The following is a 23,420-nucleotide window of genomic DNA, read 5'->3' as shown; positions in this document are numbered from 1 at the left end:
ATCAGTCAAGAGAACATTAATGAGCATAATGGATCGCACGGAACAGCAATTCCTCAAAGCCCTGGACGACAAACTCTGGAAAGCCGCCGACAAGCTCCGCGCCAACCTGGATGCCGCCAACTACAAGCATGTGGTGCTGGGCCTGATCTTCCTGAAGTACGTCTCCGATGCCTTCGAGGAGCGCCAGGAAGAGTTGCTGGAGCGGTTCAAGGATGAGAACGACGACATCTACTACCTGCCGCCGGAAGACTACGACGGCGACGAGGACTACCAGCAAGCCCTGCTGGAAGAGCTGGAAGTATTAGATTACTACCGCGAAGCCAACGTGTTCTGGGTGCCCAAGCCGGCCCGCTGGAGCACTCTGAAAGAGAAAGCCGTGCTGCCCGTGGGCACCGTGCTCTGGCAGGACGATGCCGGTAACGACGTAAAGCTGCGCTCCGTGTCCTGGCTGATCGACAACGCCCTGGAAGAAATCGAGAAGAGCAACGCCAAGCTCAAGGGCATCCTCAACCGCATCAGCCAGTACCAGCTGGACAACGACAAGCTGCTGGGCCTGATCAACACCTTCTCCGACACCTCCTTCACCCGGCCGGTATTCGAGGGCGAGAAGCTGAGCCTGCACAGCAAAGACATCCTCGGCCATGTGTACGAATACTTCCTTGGCCAGTTCGCCCTCGCCGAAGGCAAGCAGGGCGGCCAGTATTACACCCCCAAGAGCATCGTCACCCTGATTGTCGAAATGCTGCAGCCCTACTCAGGCCGCGTATACGACCCGGCCATGGGTTCCGGCGGTTTCTTTGTCTCCAGCGACAAGTTCATTGAAGAACACGCCAGCGAGCAGCACTACGACGCTGCCGAACAGAAGAAGCACATCTCCGTGTACGGCCAGGAGTCCAACCCTACCACCTGGAAGCTGGCCGCCATGAACATGGCCATCCGGGGCATCGACTTCAACTTCGGCAAGAAAAACGCCGACACCTTCCTGGACGACCAGCACCCGGACCTTCGCGCCGACTTCGTGATGGCCAACCCGCCGTTCAACATCAAGGACTGGTGGAGCGAATCCCTGGCCGACGACGTGCGCTGGAAGTACGGCACCCCGCCAAAGGGCAACGCCAACTTTGCGTGGATGCAACACATGATCCACCACCTGGCGCCCACTGGCAGCATGGCCCTGCTGCTGGCCAACGGCTCCATGAGCTCCAACACCGGGGGCGAGGGCGAGATCCGCAAGCGCCTGGTGGAGGAGGATCTGGTGGAGTGCATGGTGGCCCTGCCCGGGCAGCTGTTCACCAACACCCAGATCCCCGCCTGTATCTGGCTGCTGACCAAGGACAAGAGCGGTGGCCTCTCGCCCAACCAGGTGAACAAGCGCGCCCGCCGCCACGAGTACCTGTTTATCGATGCCCGCCGCCTGGGTTACATGAAGGATCGCGTGCTGCGCGACTTCGCCCCCGAGGATATCGCCACCATCACCGACACCTTCCACGCCTGGCAGCGCGGCGAGGGCTACGAGGATGTCGCCGGCTTCTGCAAGGCCGCCAGCCTGGAGGAGATCAGGAAGCACGACTTCGTGCTGACCCCGGGGCGCTATGTGGGGGCTGAAGAGCAGGAAGACGATGGTGAGCCCTTCGCCGAGAAGATGGCGCGGTTGACCGGGCAGCTGCGGGAGCAGTTTGCGGAGAGCGACCGGCTGGAGGCGGAGATCAAGCGGAATCTTGGGGGGCTGGGGTATGACATTTAGCACCATTGGCGATCACGTTGAGCTCCAGCGCGGAACCACGTACAAGAGCGCACTGCTTGACCAGCCTGGCCCTATTTTATTGGGCTTAGGTTCTATTGAAAGGGACGGCGGATTCAAATCGGATAAACTAAGAACTTATGGTGGCCCCTCCGCAGAAAAACTATTAGTTCGCCCGGGGGATCTATATGTTTCATTGAAAGATGTCACCCAGTCTGGGGGTTTACTCGGAGCCATTGCCCGAGTGCCAGAATCTGTTTCTGTCGGGAGAATGACTCAGGATACAGTGAAGTTGATTTTCAAAAGCAGCATCCCGAAGGAGTATTTTTACTGGATGCTTAGGACTCCTCAGTACCGTCAATATTGTCGCTCGCATGCCACTGGTACTACTAATTTGGGTTTGAGTCGAGAAGACTTCTTTGCTTTCAAGATTCCTTGTTTGGATGAAAAAAAGCGATTGCTAGTCAATGCCCTAGAGAGCATTGAGGGAAAAGTCAAGCTCAACGGTCGGATCAACCAAACCCTCGAACAGCTAGCCCAAGCCATCTTCAAAAGCTGGTTTGTCGATTTCGAGCCGGTCAAAGCCAAAATCGCCGCACTGGAAGCCGGCGGGAGCGAGGAAGACGCCCTGCTCGCCGCCATGCAGGCCATTTCCGGCAAAGGCGAAGAGGAGCTAACCCGCCTCCAGGCCGAACAGCCCGAGCAATACGCCGAGCTCCGCGCCACCGCCGAGCTGTTTCCGTCGGCTATGCAGGATAGTGAGTTGGGGGAGATTCCGGAGGGGTGGCGCGTTAGTCAAATTGGCGATGAGGTAACGGTCGTAGGTGGTGGGACTCCATCCACCAAAAACCCAGACTTCTGGGACAGCGGCGAGATCAACTGGACTTCCCCGAAAGACCTATCAAACCTCGCAGACAAGGTTCTCGTCGAAACCGAGCGCAAAGTAACTGAAGCAGGTCTTGCGAAGATTAGTTCTGGTTTGTTGCCAGTCGATACCGTGCTGATGTCATCACGGGCGCCCGTTGGCTATCTGGCCCTGGCCAAGATACCTGTAGCAGTAAACCAAGGCTATATTGCGATGAAATGCGAAAAGGCATTAAGCCCCGAGTTCGTCATTCAGTGGTGCGCAGCTCACATGGACGAAATCAAAAGCCGGGCCAGCGGGACCACCTTCGCAGAGATTAGTAAAAAGAACTTCAAAATCATCCCGGTCGTGATGCCGACAGAATCACTGATCTCGATTTACTCGAAACAAGCATCATCGCTTTATAAAGCCATTGAGAATAACGTCCGGGAGTCAGACACTCTCGCAAAACTGCGGGACTCCTTGCTTCCGAAACTACTCTCAGGCGAACTCTCTATATCCAACGCAGAGGATCAGCTGGCAGAAGAGGCGGAACCAGCCCATGTTTAAAATCGACCCAACCGCCAACCGCATCAACCCCCTGGAAGTAAAACGCTTCAGCGACCTCGGCTTTACCGAGCGCAAGCACCTGCAGGAATGGCTGGAAAACTACCCCCAGGCACTGACCCAGGGCGACGGAGATGAGCTGCTGATCATCCAGAAGGAGTTCGACGGCTTCGACGACACTCGCGAACGGCTCGATCTTTTAGCTATCGACAAGGACGGCAACCTCGTCATCATCGAGAACAAGCTCGATGACAGTGGTCGGGATGTGGTGTGGCAGGCCCTCAAATACGCCAGCTACTGCGCCAACCTGAAAAAACAGCAGGTGGTGGAGATCTTCCAGCGCTACCTTAACCAGAAAGCCCAGAACGAAGGCACAGCGCCCGCCGATGCCGAGAACGTGTTGCTGGAGTTCCTGCAGGCCGACGATCTGCAATCGGTGCAGCTCAATACCCTGAAAAGCCAGCGCCTGATTCTGGTGGCTGCCCACTACCGCAAGGAAGTCACCAACACCGTACTCTGGCTGAGCCAGTTCGGCGTGAACTGCCAGTGCTTCAAGGTCACGCCCTACCAAGCCGGTGCCGAGCTGTTCCTGAATGTGGAGCAGATCATCCCCACGCCGGAAGCCTCGGACTTTATGATTGGCATGATGGCCAAGGAGGCCGAGGAAAAGAGCGCCAGCAATGAACAAAAGAGCCGGCATACGCTGCGTCTGTCTTTCTGGGAACAAACCCTGGAGGCCTTTGGCCGTAGTAACTGCTCGCTGTTTAACAACATCAGTCCAGCCAAAGATCACTGGTTAAATGCTGGCTCCGGGATCAGTGGCATGGGTTACCAGTTAATCTTTGGCAAAAATGAAGTGCGTGTTGGATTAAGTATGCAAAGCAGCCGTGCCGAGGCGAACCGCTTTGTATTTGACCGACTGCAGACCATGAAATCCCAGATTGAAACTGCTTTTGGTAACGAACTGGTATGGCTGCCCCTACCAGACAAGATTGCGTGCCGTATCCAGTATGAAAAGCCTGTCGATGGCTACAACAAGGCCAACTGGCCCGAGATGATCGAATGGTTGGTGGAGCACATGACCCGGCTGGAAAAAGCGCTGAGCGGGCCGCTGGACAAAGTGCGGCAGGAGCTGAAAACAACAAACTTCAGTAAAGAGCCGGGCACAGAGCACGATGCATAAGCCATTGACTATACTGAGCGGCTTGTAAACAACGACAAGGAACTGTCATGACAGAACAACAAGTACGAATCTTCACCTCAACCGACGGCCAGGCGCAGCTGGAAGTGGCGCTGGATCAGGAAACCGTATGGCTCAGCCAAGTCCAGATGGCGGAGCTGTTTGGCAAAGACGTGCGAACCGTCAACGAGCACGTGGGCAATGTGTTCCAGGAGGGTGAGCTAGAGAAAGAACCAACTATCCGGAAATTCCGGATAGTTCGCCAGGAGGGCAAGCGCCAGGTTCAGCGGGACATTGATCACTACAACCTGGATATGATCATCTCCGTTGGCTACCGGGTGAAATCCCAACGTGGCGTACAATTCCGTAAATGGGCCACCCAGGTTCTCAAAGACCACCTCGTTGAGGGCTACACCCTCAACCAGCGCCGCTTGGCCGAGCGCGGCATCGAGTTTGAGCAGGCCGTTGACCTGCTCAGCCGCACCCTCACCAATCAAGGCCTGGTATCCAATGAAGGCGAAGCCGTCGCCCGGGTAATCAGCGACTACGCCCGCTCCTGGAGCCTGCTGCAGGGCTACGACGAGCAACAGCTGGCCGAGGTCGGCATCAAGCAGCCGGATATGCAGCCGCTGGAGCTGGACGAGGCTCTAAAAGCCATTGGCGAACTCAAGCAAACGCTCATGGCCAAGGGCGAGGCCACCGAGCTGTTCGGCCAGTTGCGGGGTGACGGTCTGGCCTCTGCGCTGGCGACGATCGAGCAGGGGTTTGGGGATGAACTCTTTTATCCGAACGTGGCCACCCGTGCCGCTCACCTGCTCTACTTCGTGATCAAGAATCACCCGCTGGCCGACGGCAACAAGCGCTGTGGCTCGTTTCTGTTTCTATGGTATCTGCGCCGCAACGCCGCTTTGTTGGCGCGGCCGGTAGAACAACTGATTAATGACAACACCCTGGTAGCTTTGGCCTTGCTGGTGGCGGAAAGCCTGCCGGATCAGAAAACCCTGATGATCCGGCTGATTGAGCATTTCCTGCTGCTGAAGGAGCCCGCCGATGTTAAAGGTGAAGGGGAATAAGGACTGAGGTATGACGGAAGATCAGCTGGAACAACAATGCCTGGAATGGTTCGCCGAAGGCGGCTGGGAGATCGCCCATGGGCCAGACCTGGCGCCAGATGGTGAAGCCCCGGAACGGGCCGATTACCGGCAGGTATTGTTGCTGGCGGATCTTGAGGCAGCCATTCGCCGCATCAACCCTCACCTGCCCCAGAGCGCCGTTGAACAGGCTGTGGCCGTTGTCCGCAAACCCGAAAGCCTGGATGTGGTGATTAGCAACCGGGCCTTCCACCGCCTGCTGCTGGACGGCGTTCCCGTTGAGTACAAGCGCGACGACAAGGTGATCCACGACCAGGCCTTTCTGGTGGACTTCGGCGACCTGACCGCCAACCGCTTCCGGGCCATCAACCAGTTCACTCTCGAAGGCTCCAAACAGCTCCGCCGGCCGGATGTGATCTGCTTTATCAACGGCCTGCCCCTGGCCGTGTTGGAGCTGAAAAGCCCCGGTGCTGAAAACGTGAACATCTGGGATGCCTACAACCAGATCCAGACCTATAAAGATGAATGCTCCGATCTTTTTGCCTACAACGAAGCCGCCATTATCAGCGATGGCTATCTGGCCCGGGTAGGTTCCCTCACCGCCAGCCAGGAGCGGTACATGCCTTGGCGCACCATCAAGAACGAGGACGACAAGCCACTGCTGGAGTGGCAGCTGGAAACCATGGTGCGGGGCTTCTTCGACCGGGAGCTGTTCCTGGATTACATCCGGTACTTCGTAATCTTCGAGACGGATTCCGACAAACTGATCAAGAAGATTGCTGGTTATCACCAGTTCCATGCGGTGCGTGAGGCTGTTCGTGCAACTGTGATTGCCGCTCGGGATATGAGCGGCGATGGTATCAGCGAGAAGCGGGCCACCTACGGCGACGAGGTTCTGCCGGGCAGCAAGAAAGCCGGCGTGGTATGGCATACACAGGGCTCCGGCAAGAGTATTTCCATGTGCTGCTACGCTGGAAAGCTGCTGCAACAGCCGGAGATGAACAACCCCACCCTGATCGTGGTCACCGATCGTAACGATCTGGACGGCCAGCTGTTCGCCACCTTCAGCGCCGCTCGAGAATTGTTGAAACAAGAGCCCGTGCAGGCCGATGACAGAGATACCCTGCGCCGCCTGCTGTCTGAGCGGGAATCCGGCGGCATCATCTTCACCACGGTTCAGAAGTTCGCACTGCTGAATGACGAATCCGGCCACCCGATTCTGAACGACCGCCACAACATCGTGGTGATCTCGGATGAAGCCCACCGCAGCCAGTACGGTCTGAAAGCCACCCTCAAGAAAGACGGTACCTACAAATTCGGCTACGCCCGCCACATGCGCGATGCCCTGCCCAATGCCTCGTTCATCGGCTTTACCGGCACCCCCATCGAGAGCGAAGACAAAGACACCCGGGCCGTGTTTGGCGATTACGTGTCGATCTACGACATCCAGGATGCGGTGGACGATGGTGCGACCGTGCCCATCTTCTACGAATCCCGCCTGGCCAAGCTGGACATCAACCGCGAACAGATCGAGGAGCTGTCCGATCAGGTGGAGGAAGTGGTTGAGGACGACGAAGACGTTGGCAGCCGCGAGAAAACCAAGGGCGAATGGAGCCGGCTGGAAAAGCTGGTCGGTGCCGGCCCGCGCCTGAAGCAGGTGGCGGAAGACCTGGTGAACCACTTTGAAACCCGCTCCAGCACCATCGACGGCAAGGCCATGATTGTGGCCATGAGCCGGGAGATTGCAGTTCACCTGTATAACGAGATTGTTGCCCTGCGCCCGGAGTGGCACGACAATGATCCCGAGAAAGGCGCCATCAAAGTTGTAATGACCGGCTCCGCCTCTGACCGCGCCCTGCTGCAACCGCACATCCACAACAAGCAAACCAAGAAACGTTTCGAGAAGCGCTTCAAGGACATCAACGACCCGCTCAGGCTGGTGATCGTGCGGGATATGTGGCTGACCGGCTTCGATGCGCCCTGCTGTCACACCATGTATGTGGACAAGCCCATGAAGGGCCACAACCTGATGCAGGCCATTGCCCGGGTAAACCGGGTGTTCAAGGATAAACCCGGCGGGCTGGTGGTGGATTACATCGGCATCGCCAACGAGCTCAAGCAGGCCCTGAAAACCTATACAGACGCCAAGGGCAAGGGCTCCCCCACCCACAGCGCCGAAGAAGCCTACGCCATCCTGCTGGAAAAGCTGGACATCATCCACGGCATGTTTGCGCCTGGCCCCAAAGGTAAGGGGTTCAGCTACAGCGGATTCGAGACCGAGCCCCACAAGTATCTGGTGCCCACCGCCAACTACGTACTCAGCCTGGAAGACGGCAAGAAGCGTTTCCTGGATACCGTGCTGGCCATGAACAAGGCCTTCTCCTTGTGCGCCACCCTGGACGAAGCCCAGGCACTGCAGAAGGAGGTGGCGTTCCTGTCACAGGTGAAGACGGCCATCACCAAGTTCACCAGCGTAGACAAGAAGCTGACCGAGGAAGAGAAGAACACCGCCCTGAAGCAGATCCTGGACAACGCGCTGGTGGCCGAAGGGGTAACGGATGTCTTCGCCCTGTGCGGCCTGGACAAGCCCAACATCGGGCTGCTCTCTGACGAGTTCCTGGAAGACGTTCGGCAGATGCCCTACAAGAACTTCGCCGTGGAACTGCTGGAGAAGCTGCTCAAAGACGACATCAAGGCCAAGACCCGCAACAACGTTGTTCAAGAGAAGAAGTATGCGGACCGTTTGCAGGAAACCCTGCGTCGGTACAACAACCGGGGCATTGAAACGGCGCAGGTCATTGAAGAGCTGATCGCCATGGCCAAGCAGTTTCAGGCGGAGTTGGAGCGTGATGCCGCTCTTGGCCTGAACTCGGACGAGGTCGCCTTTTACGACGCCCTGGCCAGCAACGAAAGTGCGGTGCGTGAGCTGGGCGACGAAATCCTGAAAGCCATCGCCGTTGAGATCACGGAAAAGCTACGCAAATCTACTACCGTCGATTGGCAGGTGCGGGAAAGCGTACGGGCGAAGCTGAGGATTCTAGTGCGCCGCACGCTGCAACGCTACAAATACCCGCCCGACAAATCTGCGGAAGCGGTGGAGCTGGTTCTCAAGCAGGCGGAGGTGCTATCGAATGGCTGGAGCCAATGAGGGGACAAGAGACATCTCTGAGTGTCACCGCAAGATGACATGTAAGCAAAAATCTGTACCTTTTCCAGCAATTGGTAAAGTTGCAACAGTTAAATAGTTTCAAAAACTTGGCTGCTGTACACTAGGCGCCATGCAATATCTATACGTGGGGATTACATCTTTGAGCACGTTTAGGCTAGTAATAATCGGAATCGCTTGTCTGGCGGGCTTTGCAACTAACCCACCCAGGGAATCGTGTCGGGTAGGAATACACTACCCTTCTGATCGCCATGCCGTGCTGGGCGTTGCCGCCACCCTACCGGGTTGAGAAAAGGGGTCTGTCTTGAAGCTGCTAATACTGAATGCAGGACACTGCTTGAGCTTGGCATTGGCCCGTGAGGCAAGTCGGCGCTCGGATACCGAGTTGGTGATTGAGCAGGGCGTGAGCGTTTCTCCAGACCAGCTGGCGGCCATCGCCCCGGAGGCGGTGATCATTCCGCCTCTGTCGCATCCCCTCAGCATGACGCCCGCCGATGTCTATGCCCATGCCGATGCGGTGGACCAGTGTGTCGACGCCTGTCGGGCGGCTGGCATTGCCCTGGTGTGGTGCGTGTCCGACCAGCTCTACGAAGAGGGGTTCGAGATCCCGATCGACGAGCATGTCGTGCCGGCCCCCCGTGATGAGTGTTTGCGCCGCCTGGTGCAGACCGGTGACCGTATTCGCGCGGAGTATCACCGCCACTTGATCGTGCGGCTGGGGCCGCTGTTCGCCCTGGAAGGTAGCCATGCCTGGCTCAATGAAGTCATCGACAGCTTTGTAGCAGGCCAGCCCGTGCGTGCGGCCGAAGACGTGATTTTTTGCCCTACCTCGGCGGATGCCGTGGCCATGGCGCTGGTGGGCATGCTTCAGCAGCAAGCCTGCGGGGCCGATGCCTGGGGGGCGTATCACCTGGCAGGCACCGAGCCGGTCAGTGCGTTTACGTTCGTCTCCATGGTGCGCACCCAGCTGGCCACCCATCTCGAAGGGCGTGGCGAAGCGGTCGAGCTGGGTGAGGTGCAGGCGTTGAACCACCATCACGATGCCAAGCTGCGGCGGGTGCTGAACTGTCGCCGTGTGCTGGACGTCTTTGGCGTACACCAAAAGCCTTGGCGGCTCGAGGTAGGGCGGATGCTGGATGCCTGGTGCCTGACCCGCACTCAGCCGACCGTCACCGGTACTGGAACAGGAGAGTCCGCTTGATGAATGTGGTACGCAGCCTGGTGTTTTATCTGGGCTATTTTTCAGCCATGCTGCTGATTGGTGTGCTGTTCCTGCCCGTGGCACCGTTTCTTCCCCTGGCGGCGCGCTATCGTCTGTTGAACCTCTACAACTACTTCCTGATGGTCTGGTTTCGGCTGGCCTGTGGGGTACGTTACGAGATTCAAGGGCGCGAACATATTCCTGCGGGACCCTGCGTCATTCAGGCCAACCACCAGTGTGAGTGGGAAACGCTGTTCCTGCAGGTCATGAAGCCGCCGGTCTGTACGGTGCTCAAGCGAGAGCTGCTGCGTATCCCTGTGTTTGGCTGGGGGCTGCGCCTGCTACGTCCCATTAGCCTGGATCGCTCCAGGCCTGCTCGGGCCATGAAACAGGTGCTGACGCAGGGGGTGGAGCGTTTACACGGCGGACTTTCGGTACTGATCTTTCCGGAAGGCACGCGTGTCGATCCTGGTGTGCGCAAGCGCTACAACAAGAGCGGTAGCGTGGTCGCCTGCCGTGCCGGTGTGCCGGTGCTGCCGGTGGCGCACAATGCCGGTGAGCGTTGGCCGGGTCGCCAGTGGGTCAAACGCCCGGGTGTCCTGCGTGTGCGCATTGGCCCGCCCATCGACACCGCTGGGCGTACCCCAGACGAAGTATTGGCTGATGTGGAGGCGTGGATCGAAGGGCAGCTTCGCGAGATCTCCGAGGTGCCCAGGCCTTAAAAGCCGTTGCTCCAAAGCCAGTGCCCTGACAAACAGCGCACACGCTGCACCAACACAAACGGCGCCCTTGGGCGCCGTTTGTGTGGGTCGTTGAGACCGGATCAGCCGTTATAGCGCTGGAATACCAGGCAGGCATTGGTGCCGCCGAAGCCAAAGCTGTTGGACAGCACGCGGTCAATGGTGGCGTCATCGCGGCGTTGGGTCACGATATCGAAACCATCGGCTTGCTCGTCCAGGTGCTCGACATTGGCCGAGGCCGCCACGAAGCGGTGCTGCATCATGAGCAGCGAGTAGATCGCTTCTTGCACGCCGGTGGCGCCCAGCGAGTGGCCCGTCAACGATTTGGTAGAGCTCATGGCAGGCGTTGTGTCGCCAAAGACGCTACGGATCGCCTTCAATTCGGCCACATCGCCCACGGGGGTCGAGGTGCCGTGGGTATTGATGTAGTCGATGCTGCCATCGACGGTCGCCATGGCCTGACGCATGCAGCGCATGGCGCCTTCGCCAGACGGCGCGACCATGTCATGGCCATCGGAGGTTGCGCCGTAGCCGACCAGCTCGCCATAAATTTTGGCGCCGCGTGCCTTGGCATGTTCCAGCTCTTCCAGCACCAGCATGCCGCCGCCGCCCGCGATGACGAAGCCATCACGTGCTTGATCATAGGGGCGAGAAGCGTGCTCAGGAGTGTCGTTATAGTGCGTAGACAAGGCCCCCATGGCATCGAAAAGGCACGATAGCGTCCAGTGCTCTTCTTCACCGCCGCCTGCAAACACGACATCCTGCTTGCCTAGCTGAATCTGCTCCATGGCGCTGCCGATACAGTGAGCCGAGGTGGCGCAGGCAGAGGAGATGGAGTAGTTGATGCCCTTGATCTTGAACGGCGTGGCCAGACACGCCGAGACCGTGCTGCCCATGGTACGGGTGACCCGGTAAGGACCGACGCGACGCAGGCCTTTTTCGCGCATGACGTCGGCGGCTTCTACCTGGTTGGCGCTGGAGGCGCCGCCAGAGCCGGCAATAAGGCCGGTTCGCTCGTTGGAAACCTGCGCTTCGGTCAGGCCTGAATCTTCGATGGCTTGGGCCATGGAGACATAGGCATAGGCGGCTGCATCACCCATGAAGCGGCGCAGCTTACGATCGATCAGTGCGTCCAGGTCGATATCGACGCTGCCTGCCACGTGGCTTCTGAAACCGCGCTCGGCGTACTCTTCCTTGAACCGAATACCGCTACGCCCGCTCTTGAGCGCGCCCAGGACCTGTTGCTGGTCGTTGCCCAGGCAGGACACGATGCCAAGGCCGGTGACTACCACTCGTCGCATGGGAGCCTCCTGTTAAAAATTCGCAGTGGAGGTGAATAGGCCAACGCGCAGGTCATTGGCCTGGTAGATGTCGCGCCCGTCAACGGATACGGTGCCATCGGCAATACCCAGAATGAGCCGACGGGTAATGATGCGCTTCACGTTGATCCGGTACGTTACCTTTTTCGCATCGGGCAGAATCTGCCCGCTGAACTTGACGTCGCCACAGCCCAGGGCACGGCCCCGGCCAGGGTGACCCAGCCAACCGAGGTAGAAACCGACCAGCTGCCACATGGCATCCAGGCCCAGGCAGCCGGGCATGACCGGGTCGCCCGGGAAGTGGCAGTCAAAGAACCACAGGTCAGGGGTGATATCCAGCTCGGCGATCAATTCGCCCTTGCCGTGCTCACCGCCCTCTTCATGGATGTGAATGATGCGGTCAAGCATCAGCATGTTGGGGGCAGGCAGCTGTGCGTTGCCAAGGCCAAACAGCTCGCCGCGTGAGCAGGCCAGCAGTTCTTCGCGATCAAAGGAATGTTGCTTGGTCACTGAATCGTTCCGAAAGTCAAAAATGGTGGTTGCGCCTAGTCTACTTCCCGAAACCGCTGAATGCACGCCGCAGGCGTCTTATCCTGTGTTTTTAAGGCGCATCGTGACTGCCAATGACGACCATGGTCGCGTACGGATGCGGCACTCCATGCGCGAAATTGCCTAATCAACGGATGATTCACGTAATATGATCTATCCAGGGGTGGGGTAAGGCGGCATGATGTCATCCATACCGTTGCCGACGTAGTGACTGCTGAATAGGACAACAAGAAACGCCATGTGGCTGCCTATCTCGATGAATCGTCCTTTGGTCTGGGTGGCGCTGACTGCGCTGCCTGCCTGTGTCTGGATTCCAGATGCCGCGCTGCGCATGGTGGCGGCTGGTCTGGTTTCGCTGGGCTTGTGGGACGCCTGGCAACAGGTGCGCCAGCAGCGCTTGCGCTTGCGACTTTCCCTCGATGCCATTGGGCTGGCAGGGGACGCGATCGTGATTAGTGATGTCGATAACCGGGTCCTGATGGTCAACCCTGCGTTTACCGATATTACTGGATATGACAGCCAGGAGATAGTCGGCCGCAAGTTGGAGACCCTTGCCGCGCCGCGCCACGACAAAGCCTTCTATCAGAATTTCTGGAACACGCTGAAGGCCACCGGGCGTTGGGAAGGCGAGGTGTGGAACCGCCGCAAGCATGGCGACGAATACCCCGAATGGCTGAAGGTGCGTGCCGTCACCGACCGCCGCGGCAATATCACCCATTTCATCAGTCTGTTTGCCGATATTTCGGCGCAGAAGGCCCGCGAGCGCGACCTGCGCCGCATCGGCTATGAAGACCCCCTGACCGGGCTGCCCAATCGCCGCCGCCTGCATGACCTGATGGCATCACGCTTGCGCCACCTGCGTGCGGGAGAGAGCCTGGATATTGCGCTGATCGATATAGACGGCTTGAAATCGGTCAACGACAGCCTAGGCGTAGAGCAGGGGGATCGCCTGCTGGCGCGCTTCGCGCAGCGATTGACCAGTTACATGGCGGGCAGTGTCGTGGGTCGACTGGGCGGCGATGAGTTCATGGTCATTCGCACCACCACCTTCGATGACCATGACAAGTGGGTCATGACGTTGCGCGACCATATGGGGCGCCCGTTTGAAATCAACGACCAGTCGCTGCGCCTGGGGCTCACCATCGGCAGTTGCCGGGCACCCGAAGATGGGCGTGATTCCGGCGTACTGTTCCAGCGCTTGGAGTCTGCGCTGTACAGCGCCAAGCGGCTGGGGCGTAACCATAGTCAGCGTTTCCGACCGTCGCTCGACAAGCAGGACAACCCTCAGCTGGCGCTGGTGAGTGACCTGCGCGCGGCGCTGATCTCGGGAGACCAGCTGGAGCTGCACTACCAGACCCAGCATCATCCCGGTACCGGCGAGCTAATGGGGATGGAGGCACTGCTGCGTTGGCGCCACCCGCAAGACGGCATGATTTCACCAGGGGACTTCATTCCGTTGGCCGAGCGGCATGGCCTGATGGCCGAGCTGGGCAGTTGGGTCATCGAGAAAGCCTGCGCGCAGCAGGCCCATTGGCAGAACAGCGGCATGCCCAAGGTCACGGTGTGGATCAATATTTCGGCACTGCAGCTGTTTCAGGGCGATCTGGAAACGCAGCTGGCAACCTGTCTGGAGCGTTATCAGCTAAAGCCTGCCCAGATCGGCCTGGAGCTGACCGAGTCGGTGCTGCTCGACGAGCGTGCCGGTGACATGGGGCCGCGATTGCAGGCGTTACGCGATCAGGGGTATGCCATTGCCATTGACGATTTCGGCACGGGCTATTCGTCGCTGGGTTACCTGAAACGGCTGCCGGTGGACAAGATCAAACTGGACCGCGCCTTCATTCGCGAGCTGCCCCATGATCAGGCCGATGCCGCCATCGTCACGGCGGTCCTGGCCATGGCGGCGGGGATGGGGCTCGACGTCGTCGCCGAAGGTGTCGAAACCCAGGCGCAGTGCCAGTTTCTAATCAAGGCGGGCTGCACCCTGGTGCAAGGGTTCTATTTTGCCAAGCCACTCTCTGCCGCTGAGCTGGAGCAGCGCTGGTTGCCGCCACCCTTGGCGGAAGGGGCCAACTGATCAGCTCACGACGCTGGGTTGATAGCGGCGCATGTAAGTGCTGATGCCCCAGCAGCGCGAACACGGCAATGATGGCGCTGGCCGCCTCGTCCGCACTGACCTGCATGGGCATGGGGAAGTCGTTGCGATCCGTGAGAGGGGGCTTCACGAACCCAGGGCGAAATAGCGTTCCAGTGCTTGCCTACCCTCAATGTGATGGAGCGGATCGTTGAAAAAAACTTCTTCAGTATATGCCTCGTATGGTTTTTATCTGGCCTACTTCGACAAGGCCTTGAAGGCGTCCAGGGCACGTTGACGGGCGGCCTTGTGGTCGACGATGGGGGAGGGGTAGTCCACCGGGTTCAGCATGTCCTGTGGTGGCGCATGACGCGCCTTGGCGGGCAAGGAAGCCAGCTCTGGTAGCCAGTGGGCGATGAAGGCCCCTTCAGGGTCGAAACGCGTTGACTGGGTGGTGGGGTTGAAGATACGGAAGTAGGGCGCAGCGTCCGTGCCCGTGGAGGCCGCCCACTGCCAGCCACCGTTGTTGGCGCAAAATTCGCCATCGACCAGATGGCGCATGAAAAAGGCTTCCCCACGCCGCCAGTCGATCAATAAATGCTTGCTCAAGAACATGGCGGTAACCATGCGCAGTCGGTTGTGCATCCAGCCGGTCGTCACCAATTGGCGCATGGCCGCATCCACGATGGGGTAGCCGGTACGCCCTGCGCACCATGCCGCAAACCCCTCATCGTCATCACGCCAGGCCAGATCGCGGGTGTGTTCCTGAAAGGGTTGATAGCGGCATACCTGGGGAAAGCCCACGGTCACATGCTGGTAGAACTCCCGCCAGATCAGTTCGTTCACCCAGGTCGTGAGCCCGGCATCCCCGTCTGCCAGGTGGCCGTCGTTTTCGCTCATCACGGCTTGTAAACATTGGCGATACGAGATCATGCCCAGCGCCAGGTAAGGCGAAAGCTCACTGGTACCACGTACGTTGGGGAAGTCGCGCTGTCGTTGGTAGTGCCGCCCGCGAAAGCGTAGAAAGCGCTCCAGGTGATCGCTGGCCGCGTTTTCGCCTGCAGGCCATTGGCGGCCATCCACGGGGGAGTCCTCGAGCTCGGGGAGGGCGGGCAGTGGATCACTGGGCAGGTCCAGAGGCGATTGCGCCTGAGGCGTATCGCGTAGTGCCAGCTGCTCCTGAGTTACCTGCTTGTGCCACGCCTTGGCGAAGGGGGTGAACACGCCATAGTAATCGCCCTTGCCGGTGAGCAGGCTTCCCGGGGCAAAGGCAATGGCATCATGGTGGCCCTGTGCCGTCAGGCCCGCGTGTTTGAAAGCTTCCAGAACGGCCTGGTCGCGGCGCTGCTCGTTCAGCGGGTACTCGTAATTGAAGTGCAGCTGCTGAACGCCGTGTTTCTGAGCCAGCGCGAGCAGTACGCTGGGTGCGTCATCGAAACTGTCGATATCCCGATGCAGCAGCGGGATATTGAGGCCGGTCAAGGACTCCTTGAGGGAATGTACACCGCGTGCCCAGAAGTCGAGCTTGTTGGTGCCATGCCCATGGGCACGCCACTGTTCGATACTGCGCAAGAAGACAGCGACCACCGGGCCTTTGGCGGCGGCCGCCGCCAGGGCGGAGTTATCGTGAACACGCAGATCGCTGCGTAGCCAAACCAACTGCAGATCCATGTGCACTCCCGTGGCGTGGCCTGTCGGGCGCTAGAGAATGCCTGATTCGCGTAGCAGCGGGCGCAAACGCGCCACGGCTTGAGGCAGGTCATCGCCCAGCATGTGTACCGGGCCGTCGCGCAGCTCTGTTTCACGCAGTCGGGCGACTTCGCCGCACACGCCGACCGGTACGCCCAAACGCTCGGCCGCCTTGGGCAGGTCGACCCGAATGTAGTGGTCATTTTCGCGCTGACCGCTGGAGAGCAACACCATGGAAGAGTGCAGACGCGACACCGCCTGGGGCAGATCTTCCAGTGCCAGCGAATGGTCGAGCAGCTGTACACGGTAGCCCTGTTCGCTGGCCATCAGCGCACACATCAACACCCACAAGGGGCCTGGGTCGTCGGGCATGGCGGTCAGCAGCAGCAGCGGGCCGCGGGTAGCCTGGTTGGCATAGTGCAGGCGAATGCCCACCTGGCTACGCAGGAAGGATTCTAAAGTGCGCCGCACCAGGTCGTCCGGTTGAGCGGCCCATTTGGTTTCCAGGCTCAAGATGACCGGTTGCCAGAGCTCGTTGATGGCCACGCTGAGCGGGTAGAGCGCCAGACTTTGGTGGTACAGCGCCTCGAGCTGCGGCAGGTCGACCGCCTCAATGATGGCTTGCAGCTGCTGCCGTTGGCTGGCCCAGTCGCCGGCATCCAGCGCGGGGGTTTCCACGGTTTCCGGCTGGTCCAGCAGGTCGGCGACCTGACTGACCGGCACGCCACGGTTGAGCCATTGCAGAATACGTTCGATGCGACTGATGTCATCCTGTGCGTAAAGCCGATGGCCTTTTGGCGTGCGTTGCGGACGAATCAAGCCGTAGCGTCGCTCCCAGGCGCGCAGGGTGACCGAGTTCACACCCGTCAGACGGGAAACTTCCCGAATCGGATAGAGCGGAGTATCGGGTGGGTGGGTCGCCTTGTTGCTCATGGGCGCCATTGCCTCTTGGTTGCCTGCAACAGGTATTGCAGGGGTCTGTCTGTAATTGCCGTGTCGCTACGTCGATGAGCCGATAATCGCTGAGATAGCGTCACGCTATTATAGGCACCTTTGTACAACTTGTGGCGGCTAGGTACAACCTCTGTGGCTTCCATGCTCCTGTACTCCTGTCGTGGTATTCATTAGACCGACCGGCCTATTAAGGCCCTGCCCAGCCCATTGCCGGATAACCAGGCAGCCTCGACGCGGCTGCCTTTCCAGCTGTTACCGCATAGTGCGATACCTTGCTGGCTGTATAGGTATCCCTATCCGTTTGGCTTGGCGGGTTGGGCGTATCGCCAGCGATGATGACGACGCGGCTGAAGGCCCCATGATGGTTTCCTGCAGCGTCTTTCAAATGCCATGCGCCATCCGCCACCCGCTTCGAGCGCGACGATACGCGGTTCCGAAAGGAGGGCCGTGTGTGCATGAAGAGCGATGGCGTCTATCAGATACCGAGTCAGCGCACTCATGCGCGGAGCTCCGGTATAACGCAACTGGCCGTCATCGTGTGTTTGCCAACCGGATGCACTAGCCTGATGAGTGCACGTTGGCCAAGGGGCCACGCAGCCTGCGTCTTGCCACTGGGCGAGCTGTTGGGCGAAATCGGCATTGCGCACGGTAAATGCCTGAGCGCCCAGATCAAGCGTCGCCGCGGTGCGGCCCTCGCGCCTTGTTGAATAGGCTGACCGTTACGCCTTGCTGTGCCAGCAGGTGGGCGCAGGCCAGTCCTGACATGCCTGCGCCAATAATGGCCACGGCGTCGTGTGGAGTCAGCGCAGGGGGGGCAGCAAGGTGTTGGGGCATGGCAGCTCGCGAAGTGGACATCATGTTGAAGAGTGATTCTATTGTAGCAATTATGTATAGATATCGTGCAATTTAAAAAGTTGCAATACGGATGGTCGACTCGCCCGCTGCACCCAGCGACGGCGTTTTGCCATAGGTGATGGATAGATCATGGATAGGTGATGGAGTGCAGGGGCTATCCAGCTTCAGGAGGGCATACCATGCGAGTACTGATTACCGGCGGCAGCGGATTCGTGGGGCAGCGGTTATGCCCACAGCTGATTGCCCAAGGGCACGACGTGCAGGTGGTGTCGCGCACGCCCCACAAGGTACGCGGAAAGCTGCCCCCCGAGTGTGATATTCGCGACAGCGCGCAGGCATTTATCGATACGCCCCCCGATGCGCTGGTGAACCTGGCAGGGGAGTCGATAGCCGCCAAACGTTGGAGCGCCGAGCAAAAGGAGCGGCTGATTCGCTCGCGGGTCGACAGCACCCAGCAGCTGGTGGCGCTGTGCGAGCAGTTGGCGGCCAACGGACAGCCGTTGCCTGCGGTCCTGGTCAGTGGCTCGGCCATGGGGTATTACGGCGATCAGCGCAGCAAAGTCGTGAATGAGGCTACCCCGCCCCACGATGAGTTTGCCCATCGGCTGTGTGCCCAGTGGGAAGCCGCTGCCAAGCCGGTGGAAGCTTTGGGGGTTCGGTTGGCCATTCTGCGCATAGGCCTGGTGCTGGAGGCAGGCGGCGGCACCCTGCAAAAAATGGTGCCGCCTTTCAAGCTAGGGCTGGGTGGGCGGTTCGGCGATGGTCAGCAGTTCATGCCCTGGGTCCATCGAGACGACCTGGTGGCTGCCATTATCTTCTTGATCAACGGCTCTGGTCTGTCGGGCGTTTTCAACGGCAGCGCACCGCACCCGGTGACCAACGCCGAATTCACCCAGGCGCTGGCCAGGCAACTGCATCGTCCCGCCATTTTCCCGGTACCTGCCTTGGTGCTGAAGGCGGGCTTCGGCGAGATGTCACAGCTGCTGTTGACCGGCGCGGATATGCGACCGGCACGACTGCTCGAGGAGGGATTCAGCTTTCAGTACCCGACGCTATCGAAAGCGCTGGCGGCCATTTTCTAGCCGCCAGCAAGCCGCTGGGCTAGGCGTTCTCTAGGCGTTCGGGTCAACGGTGATGATGACCCGCACCGAGTCGAGCCGCAGGCGAGTGTTTTCGATGGCATCGCTGAGCGCCCGGCGCTCCTGCTTGAGGGCTTCCAGCTCCTCGCTGCGCACTGCCGGGTTGTGCTCTGCCAACGCCGTCAGGCGGGCCAGCTCGGCATCCAGCTGAGCACGCATGCGCGTTTCGGCGGCTTCCACAATGCTGGGCAGCTCCCGCTCGGCCTCGCTCTCCCCTTGGGTCAGCAGGTCGCGCAGCTGGTCATGACGGCTCTTGATCAGATCACGGGCCAGCGACTTGTTGACCTTCTGCAGGTTTTTGCCCAGCCCGGTAAAGGAGATCTTGCTGGTCAGATTGGCCCCGGACTCATCCAGCAGCACCCGAACGGCCGTAGGGGGCAAAAAGCGGTTCAGGTGCAGCGCTTTAGGCGCAGGGCAGTGGGTACGGAAGATCAGCTCGGCCATCAGTCGACCGCTGGGAATGGCCGGATGGCGCAGCAGCGCCAGGGCGGTATTGCCCATGGTGCCATCCAGAATGCGGCCCATCATCTCGCGCAGCAGCGGGTGCTCCCAGGAGAGGCGTTGCACGTCATCCCGCGCCAGGGCCTGGCCACGGCTGTAGGTGGCAGAGAAGCCCTCTTCCCCTTTGACCAGCCCCGGCAGTCCGTCCAGCATGTGCTGGCTGGGCTGTAGGTGCAGCAGGCCATTGCCAATTTCCTGACTATCGACCCCGAATATATCCAGCGCACGCTCCACGTAGCGGGGCAGTGCCGGATCTTCATCCAGCTCACGTACCGCATCAATGACCTGTTGCGCCTGGGCCGGGCGGCAGGCGTTCAGCTCCAGCAACCGGTTGCGGCCCGCGTCGCGCTCGGCCAGTTTGGCGGTGAACATTGCGTGGGTTTCGTCGATGATCTCGGTGAGCGCCTCATCGTCGAGCAGCGCATCGGCCAGCGCGTCGCCAAAGGCGTCGAACAGGTCGCTGCCAATGCCGTGGGGCGCGCTGAAAGCGGCCATGCCTTCGTCGTACCAGCGCTGTAGTCGCTCCCCCGGGCTGCCGATGAAGCTGGGCACGTGCAGCTCGATGGCGTGGCGTTGGCCAATCCGGTCGAGGCGGCCAATCCGCTGCTCCAGCTGGTCCGGGTGCTGGGGCATGTCGAACATCACCAGATGACGACAGAACTGGAAGTTGCGGCCTTCGGAGCCGATCTCGGAGCACACCAGCACCTGGCAGCCATCTTCCTCGTCGGCGAAGGCGGCGGCGGCGCGGTCGCGCTCCACCAGCGACAGCCCTTCGTGGAAGACCGGTGCCTGGTAGCCGCCCAACACACGCAGGCCTTCGGCCAGTCCTTCGGCGGTCTCGCGGTGGTGGGCAATGACCAGCACCTTGTCGTTGGCAAAACCGTCTTCGCTGTCGTCACTGAGCTTTTCCAGCAGCCAGTTGACCCGGGGGTCGATATGCCACCAGGGTTCACCGTTCAGCGGATCATTGCTCAGCTCGCGGTACATGGCATCCGGATAGATCAGTACGTCCGGGTGGTCCATGCCGGTTTCGATGAGCAGCTCGTCCAGATAGTCCTCGTCGCGCTCCAGGCGGCGCAGCACTCGGCGATAGGCGGAAGGCAGCTCCAGCTTGGTCAGGTGCAGCCGCCGCTCCGGGAAGCCGCCCACGTGGCGTCGGCTGTTGCGGAACATGACGCGCCCGGTGCCGTGACGGTCGAGCAGCGCATCGCGCAGTTGGGCACGGGCCGCGTCCTGTTGTTCAGAGCTGGCCTCGGCGTTGCACAGCGTCGCCAGCAGGGCCTGGCTGTCGCGGTCGTCGGCGATGGTGGCCACGCGCTCGCGGGCGCTGGGTGTCTGGGGCAGTTCCTCCAGCGCATCGATGGCGCTGGCCACGGCGACGTAGTGCTGCTCTTCGTCCTTGAAGCGCTCGATGTCGTGGTAGCGCTCCGGGTCCAGCAGGCGTAGCCGCGCAAAGTGGCTCTCCTGGCCCATCTGCTCGGGGGTGGCGGTGAGCAGCAGCAGGCCGGGGATCTCGGCGGCCAGCTGCTCCACGCACAGGTAGCCGGGGCCGCTGGTCTCCGGATGCCAATCCAGGTGATGCGCTTCGTCGACGATCAGCAGGTCGAAGCGGCTGGCCAGGGCCTGCTCCTGACGGTGACGATTGGCAAACAGCCAGCCCTGGCTGGCCAGCACCAGCTGGGCGCTCTCGAACGGATTGGCGCTGCCGTGGGCCTGGCTCTGGTGCTCGTCGAGCAGCGTGACGGTCAGCGAGAAGCGTCGCAACAGCTCCACCAGCCACTGGTGGGTCAGGCTGTCGGGCACCAGAATCAGCGCGCGCTCTACGCGGCCTGCCAGCAGCAGCCGGTGGAGGATCAAGCCTGCTTCAATGGTCTTGCCAAGCCCCACTTCATCGGCCAGCAGCACCCTGGGGGCGTGGCGGCGTGCGACTTCGTCGGCAATATAGAGTTGGTGGGGAATCAGGTCGATGCGCGGCCCGGCAAACCCCAAGGCGCTGTGCTGTTCGATACGCTGAAAGTGATGCAGGGTACGAAAACGCAGGTCGAACCAGTCGTTGCGGTCCACCTGGCCGGTCAGCAAACGGTCACGGGCCTGGTCGAACTGCATGGTGTCGGCCAGGCGTGCTTCGGGCAGTTCGCGCAGGTTGCCGTCGCTGTCTTCACCGATGTAGGTGATCAGACCACGGCTCTCTTTGCTGTCGTCCACGATCATCTGCCAGCCGTCGGCTGACAGGACCCGGTCACCGCTGCCGAACATGACTCGGGTGAGGGGCGCCTGGCGGGTGTTGTAGGTGCGGGTTTCCTGGCTGGCACTGAACAAGATGGTAACGCTACGGGCGTCGCAGTTAAGCACGGTGCCAAGCCCAAGCTCGGCCTCACCGTCGCTAATCCAGCGCTGGCCGGGAGAAAAATCGCTCATGATGCCTCGAGGAAGTCGTCAAAATCGGGTCGCTCGCCACCGGAATGAGCCTCGGTGGCAGACAGGGCGGGGGATTCTAACGCAAAGCAGCGAGGGGATTAAGGGCTATCATGGTCAATCGTCCAGCCAGCGCTCCAGGTGAGCACGGGTGAGTTCACCCACATGCACGTCCAGGGTACGCCCCTGGGCGTCGAACAGTACGGTCGTGGGCAGGCCGGGGGCCGCGAACTCCGCCATCAGCAGCTGCCGAGGGTCGCGCAGTGCATGACGAAACACCAACTGCTGTTCATCCAGGTAGCGCACGATGGGCAGCAGGTCTTCGCCCTGGTTGACCACCACCACGCTGACCCCGTCCCGCTGGTCTGCTGCTTCCAGCAGCGGCATTTCGCGGAGGCAGGGTGGGCACCAGGTGGCCCACAGGTTGACCATCAGCAGGTCACCTTGCGTATCGAGGGAGGCCAGATTCACCGGGTTGCCGTCCAGGTCTTCCAGGGTGATGTCCGGCACGGAGGCCACCGCAAAGGTGGGCCCCAGCGGTGCCAGAGTGACCAGGACCAGCCACAGGCTGGCCGCGCCCACGGTCATGGCCAGGCCGCCAAGCATGGCCAGCAGCCGTTCACGCAGTACCCAGGCGGTCCATATCAGGCCCGCTACCAGGCCGCCAAGGGCATTGAAACCCGGCTGCCACAGCTTGAGGATATCCAGTGGCGCCTGACTGTAGCTCTCCCAGTGTAGAATGACGAACACGGCACGAGCGCCGACCAGCCATACCAGCAGCAAGCCGTTGAACCAGCGCGTGTGCTGCTGGGTACTCAGCCCCAGCAGATAACGGCTGCTCACCAGCAAAATGAGCGCTACACCCAGGGCGTAGAGGCGTGGCGTCGAGATTAGCAGCGGGCCAAGTGCAATGGCATTCATCAGTTTGTCCATTAAGCAGTTACACTGATTCACCATATCATGCATGCAACACATCATGGAGAGGTCGATGTCGCAAACTTCCTTTGACCGCCTGCGCGCCCTGGCGATTGGCTCTCAGGCGTTGGGGCTAACGCTCATTATCACTCTGGAAACCGTGATGGGCGACGCCGCCCGGCCCTGGCAGGGGGGCGTGCTGGCGGCCATGGTGGGCGTGGCGCTGACCATTGCCACGCTGCGCTGGTATCGGGCCAAACGCCGCCAGAAGCAGCAAGCGGAAGCTGCGCGTGAATCATCAGGCTGACGCCTCTGCCTGGCAAGCGCTGAAGGTGTCGCTGGATGCGCAAGGGCAGCTGGTCTGGCAGTGGCAGCAGGAAGGGCAACTGGCGGTGCTGAGTGAAGAGCCCGGAGGCTGGTGGCGACACTTCAACGCTTGGATCAGTCGTGTGCTGCGCCTGGAAAAGTGGTTATCGAACA

The 23,420-nt window shown here is 60.3% G+C and carries 18 protein-coding genes; 11 read left to right on the top strand and 7 right to left on the bottom strand.

Going from position 1 to position 23,420, the window contains the following annotated elements; translation table 11 throughout:
- Positions 1 to 19 precede the first annotated feature (19 nt).
- The 7 genes from B7L72_RS01195 to B7L72_RS01165 all read left to right on the top strand — a co-directional run bounded on the left by B7L72_RS01195 (position 20) and on the right by B7L72_RS01165 (position 10,512).
- Entirely contained in the window at positions 20 to 1,744 is a 1,725-nt protein-coding gene (locus B7L72_RS01195) for an HsdM family class I SAM-dependent methyltransferase (protein ID WP_254893727.1), read from the top strand.
- Positions 1,734 to 3,155 (top strand): restriction endonuclease subunit S, encoded by a 1,422-nt coding sequence (locus B7L72_RS01190; protein WP_081192099.1) that lies wholly within the window; start codon positions 1,734 to 1,736, stop codon positions 3,153 to 3,155. The genes B7L72_RS01195 and B7L72_RS01190 overlap by 11 nt, the downstream gene beginning before the upstream one ends.
- The gene (locus B7L72_RS01185; protein ID WP_081192097.1) at positions 3,148 to 4,335 is read left to right on the top strand and encodes a DUF4268 domain-containing protein; all 1,188 of its coding nucleotides are present in this window, start codon (positions 3,148 to 3,150) and stop codon (positions 4,333 to 4,335) included. Before B7L72_RS01190 ends, B7L72_RS01185 begins: the two co-directional genes overlap by 8 nt.
- A 47-nt stretch (positions 4,336 to 4,382) precedes the next feature.
- Entirely contained in the window at positions 4,383 to 5,405 is a 1,023-nt protein-coding gene (rhuM, locus tag B7L72_RS01180) for a virulence protein RhuM/Fic/DOC family protein (protein ID WP_081192095.1), read from the top strand.
- A gap of 10 nt (positions 5,406 to 5,415) precedes the next feature.
- Positions 5,416 to 8,571 carry a type I restriction endonuclease subunit R gene (locus tag B7L72_RS01175; protein ID WP_081192093.1) on the top strand — a complete coding sequence of 1,052 codons (3,156 nt, stop codon included), beginning with the start codon at positions 5,416 to 5,418 and terminating at the stop codon, positions 8,569 to 8,571.
- A 322-nt stretch (positions 8,572 to 8,893) separates the two neighbouring features.
- On the top strand, positions 8,894 to 9,790 hold the full coding sequence (locus B7L72_RS01170; RefSeq protein WP_081139218.1) for a sugar nucleotide-binding protein: 897 nt from the start codon (positions 8,894 to 8,896) through the stop codon (positions 9,788 to 9,790).
- Entirely contained in the window at positions 9,787 to 10,512 is a 726-nt protein-coding gene (locus B7L72_RS01165) for a lysophospholipid acyltransferase family protein (RefSeq protein ID WP_081139220.1), read from the top strand. The genes B7L72_RS01170 and B7L72_RS01165 overlap by 4 nt, the downstream gene beginning before the upstream one ends.
- Before the next feature lie 101 nt (positions 10,513 to 10,613).
- Here B7L72_RS01165 and fabB read toward each other — a convergent pair whose 3' ends face one another.
- A complete protein-coding gene (gene fabB, locus B7L72_RS01160; protein WP_081192091.1) occupies positions 10,614 to 11,831 on the bottom strand; it encodes a beta-ketoacyl-ACP synthase I in 1,218 nt (405 codons plus the stop codon).
- Between the two features lie 12 nt (positions 11,832 to 11,843).
- Positions 11,844 to 12,359 (bottom strand): 3-hydroxyacyl-[acyl-carrier-protein] dehydratase FabA, encoded by a 516-nt coding sequence (gene fabA, locus B7L72_RS01155; RefSeq protein WP_081192089.1) that lies wholly within the window; start codon positions 12,357 to 12,359, stop codon positions 11,844 to 11,846.
- Positions 12,360 to 12,636: 277 nt separating this feature from the next.
- On the opposite strand from fabA, the gene B7L72_RS01150 reads away from it, so the two are divergent.
- The gene (locus B7L72_RS01150) at positions 12,637 to 14,475 is read left to right on the top strand and encodes a putative bifunctional diguanylate cyclase/phosphodiesterase (protein ID WP_081192087.1); all 1,839 of its coding nucleotides are present in this window, start codon (positions 12,637 to 12,639) and stop codon (positions 14,473 to 14,475) included.
- A gap of 255 nt (positions 14,476 to 14,730) precedes the next feature.
- Here the strand turns inward: B7L72_RS01150 and phrB are convergent, their stop codons facing one another.
- The 3 genes from phrB to B7L72_RS18795 all read right to left on the bottom strand — a co-directional run bounded on the left by phrB (position 14,731) and on the right by B7L72_RS18795 (position 17,949).
- A complete protein-coding gene (gene phrB / locus B7L72_RS01135) occupies positions 14,731 to 16,143 on the bottom strand; it encodes a deoxyribodipyrimidine photo-lyase (RefSeq protein ID WP_081139226.1) in 1,413 nt (470 codons plus the stop codon).
- A gap of 30 nt (positions 16,144 to 16,173) precedes the next feature.
- Positions 16,174 to 17,094, bottom strand: a complete 921-nt coding sequence (locus B7L72_RS01130) for a MerR family transcriptional regulator (protein ID WP_026001933.1) — start codon at positions 17,092 to 17,094, stop codon at positions 16,174 to 16,176.
- 690 nt (positions 17,095 to 17,784) lie between these two features.
- Positions 17,785 to 17,949: an FAD-dependent oxidoreductase gene (locus B7L72_RS18795; protein ID WP_249273290.1), complete on the bottom strand. Its 165-nt coding sequence runs from the start codon at positions 17,947 to 17,949 to the stop codon at positions 17,785 to 17,787.
- A 200-nt stretch (positions 17,950 to 18,149) separates the two neighbouring features.
- Between B7L72_RS18795 and B7L72_RS01120 the strand changes: the two genes are divergently transcribed.
- Entirely contained in the window at positions 18,150 to 19,052 is a 903-nt protein-coding gene (locus B7L72_RS01120; RefSeq protein ID WP_081192083.1) for a TIGR01777 family oxidoreductase, read from the top strand.
- A gap of 30 nt (positions 19,053 to 19,082) precedes the next feature.
- Here the strand turns inward: B7L72_RS01120 and rapA are convergent, their stop codons facing one another.
- Both rapA and B7L72_RS01110 read right to left on the bottom strand, forming a co-directional pair.
- Entirely contained in the window at positions 19,083 to 22,028 is a 2,946-nt protein-coding gene (rapA, locus tag B7L72_RS01115; RefSeq protein WP_081192081.1) for an RNA polymerase-associated protein RapA, read from the bottom strand.
- 114 nt (positions 22,029 to 22,142) lie between these two features.
- Positions 22,143 to 22,946, bottom strand: a complete 804-nt coding sequence (locus tag B7L72_RS01110) for a TlpA disulfide reductase family protein (protein ID WP_081192185.1) — start codon at positions 22,944 to 22,946, stop codon at positions 22,143 to 22,145.
- Between the two features lie 67 nt (positions 22,947 to 23,013).
- Here B7L72_RS01110 and B7L72_RS01105 point away from each other — a divergent pair, with 67 nt between their 5' ends.
- Positions 23,014 to 23,247, top strand: a complete 234-nt coding sequence (locus B7L72_RS01105) for a hypothetical protein (RefSeq protein ID WP_016915758.1) — start codon at positions 23,014 to 23,016, stop codon at positions 23,245 to 23,247.
- Positions 23,231 to 23,420: hypothetical protein (locus B7L72_RS18425; protein ID WP_170919522.1), on the top strand; the 190-nt coding region annotated here is incomplete at its 3' end. The genes B7L72_RS01105 and B7L72_RS18425, both read left to right, overlap by 17 nt.

The sequence above is a fragment of the Halomonas sp. BC1 genome, from assembly GCF_002078135.1.
Classification (GTDB): domain Bacteria; phylum Pseudomonadota; class Gammaproteobacteria; order Pseudomonadales; family Halomonadaceae; genus Vreelandella; species Vreelandella stevensii.
The sequence above is the reverse complement of the archived record's forward strand: the minus strand, read 5'-3'. Positions and strand labels throughout refer to the sequence as shown.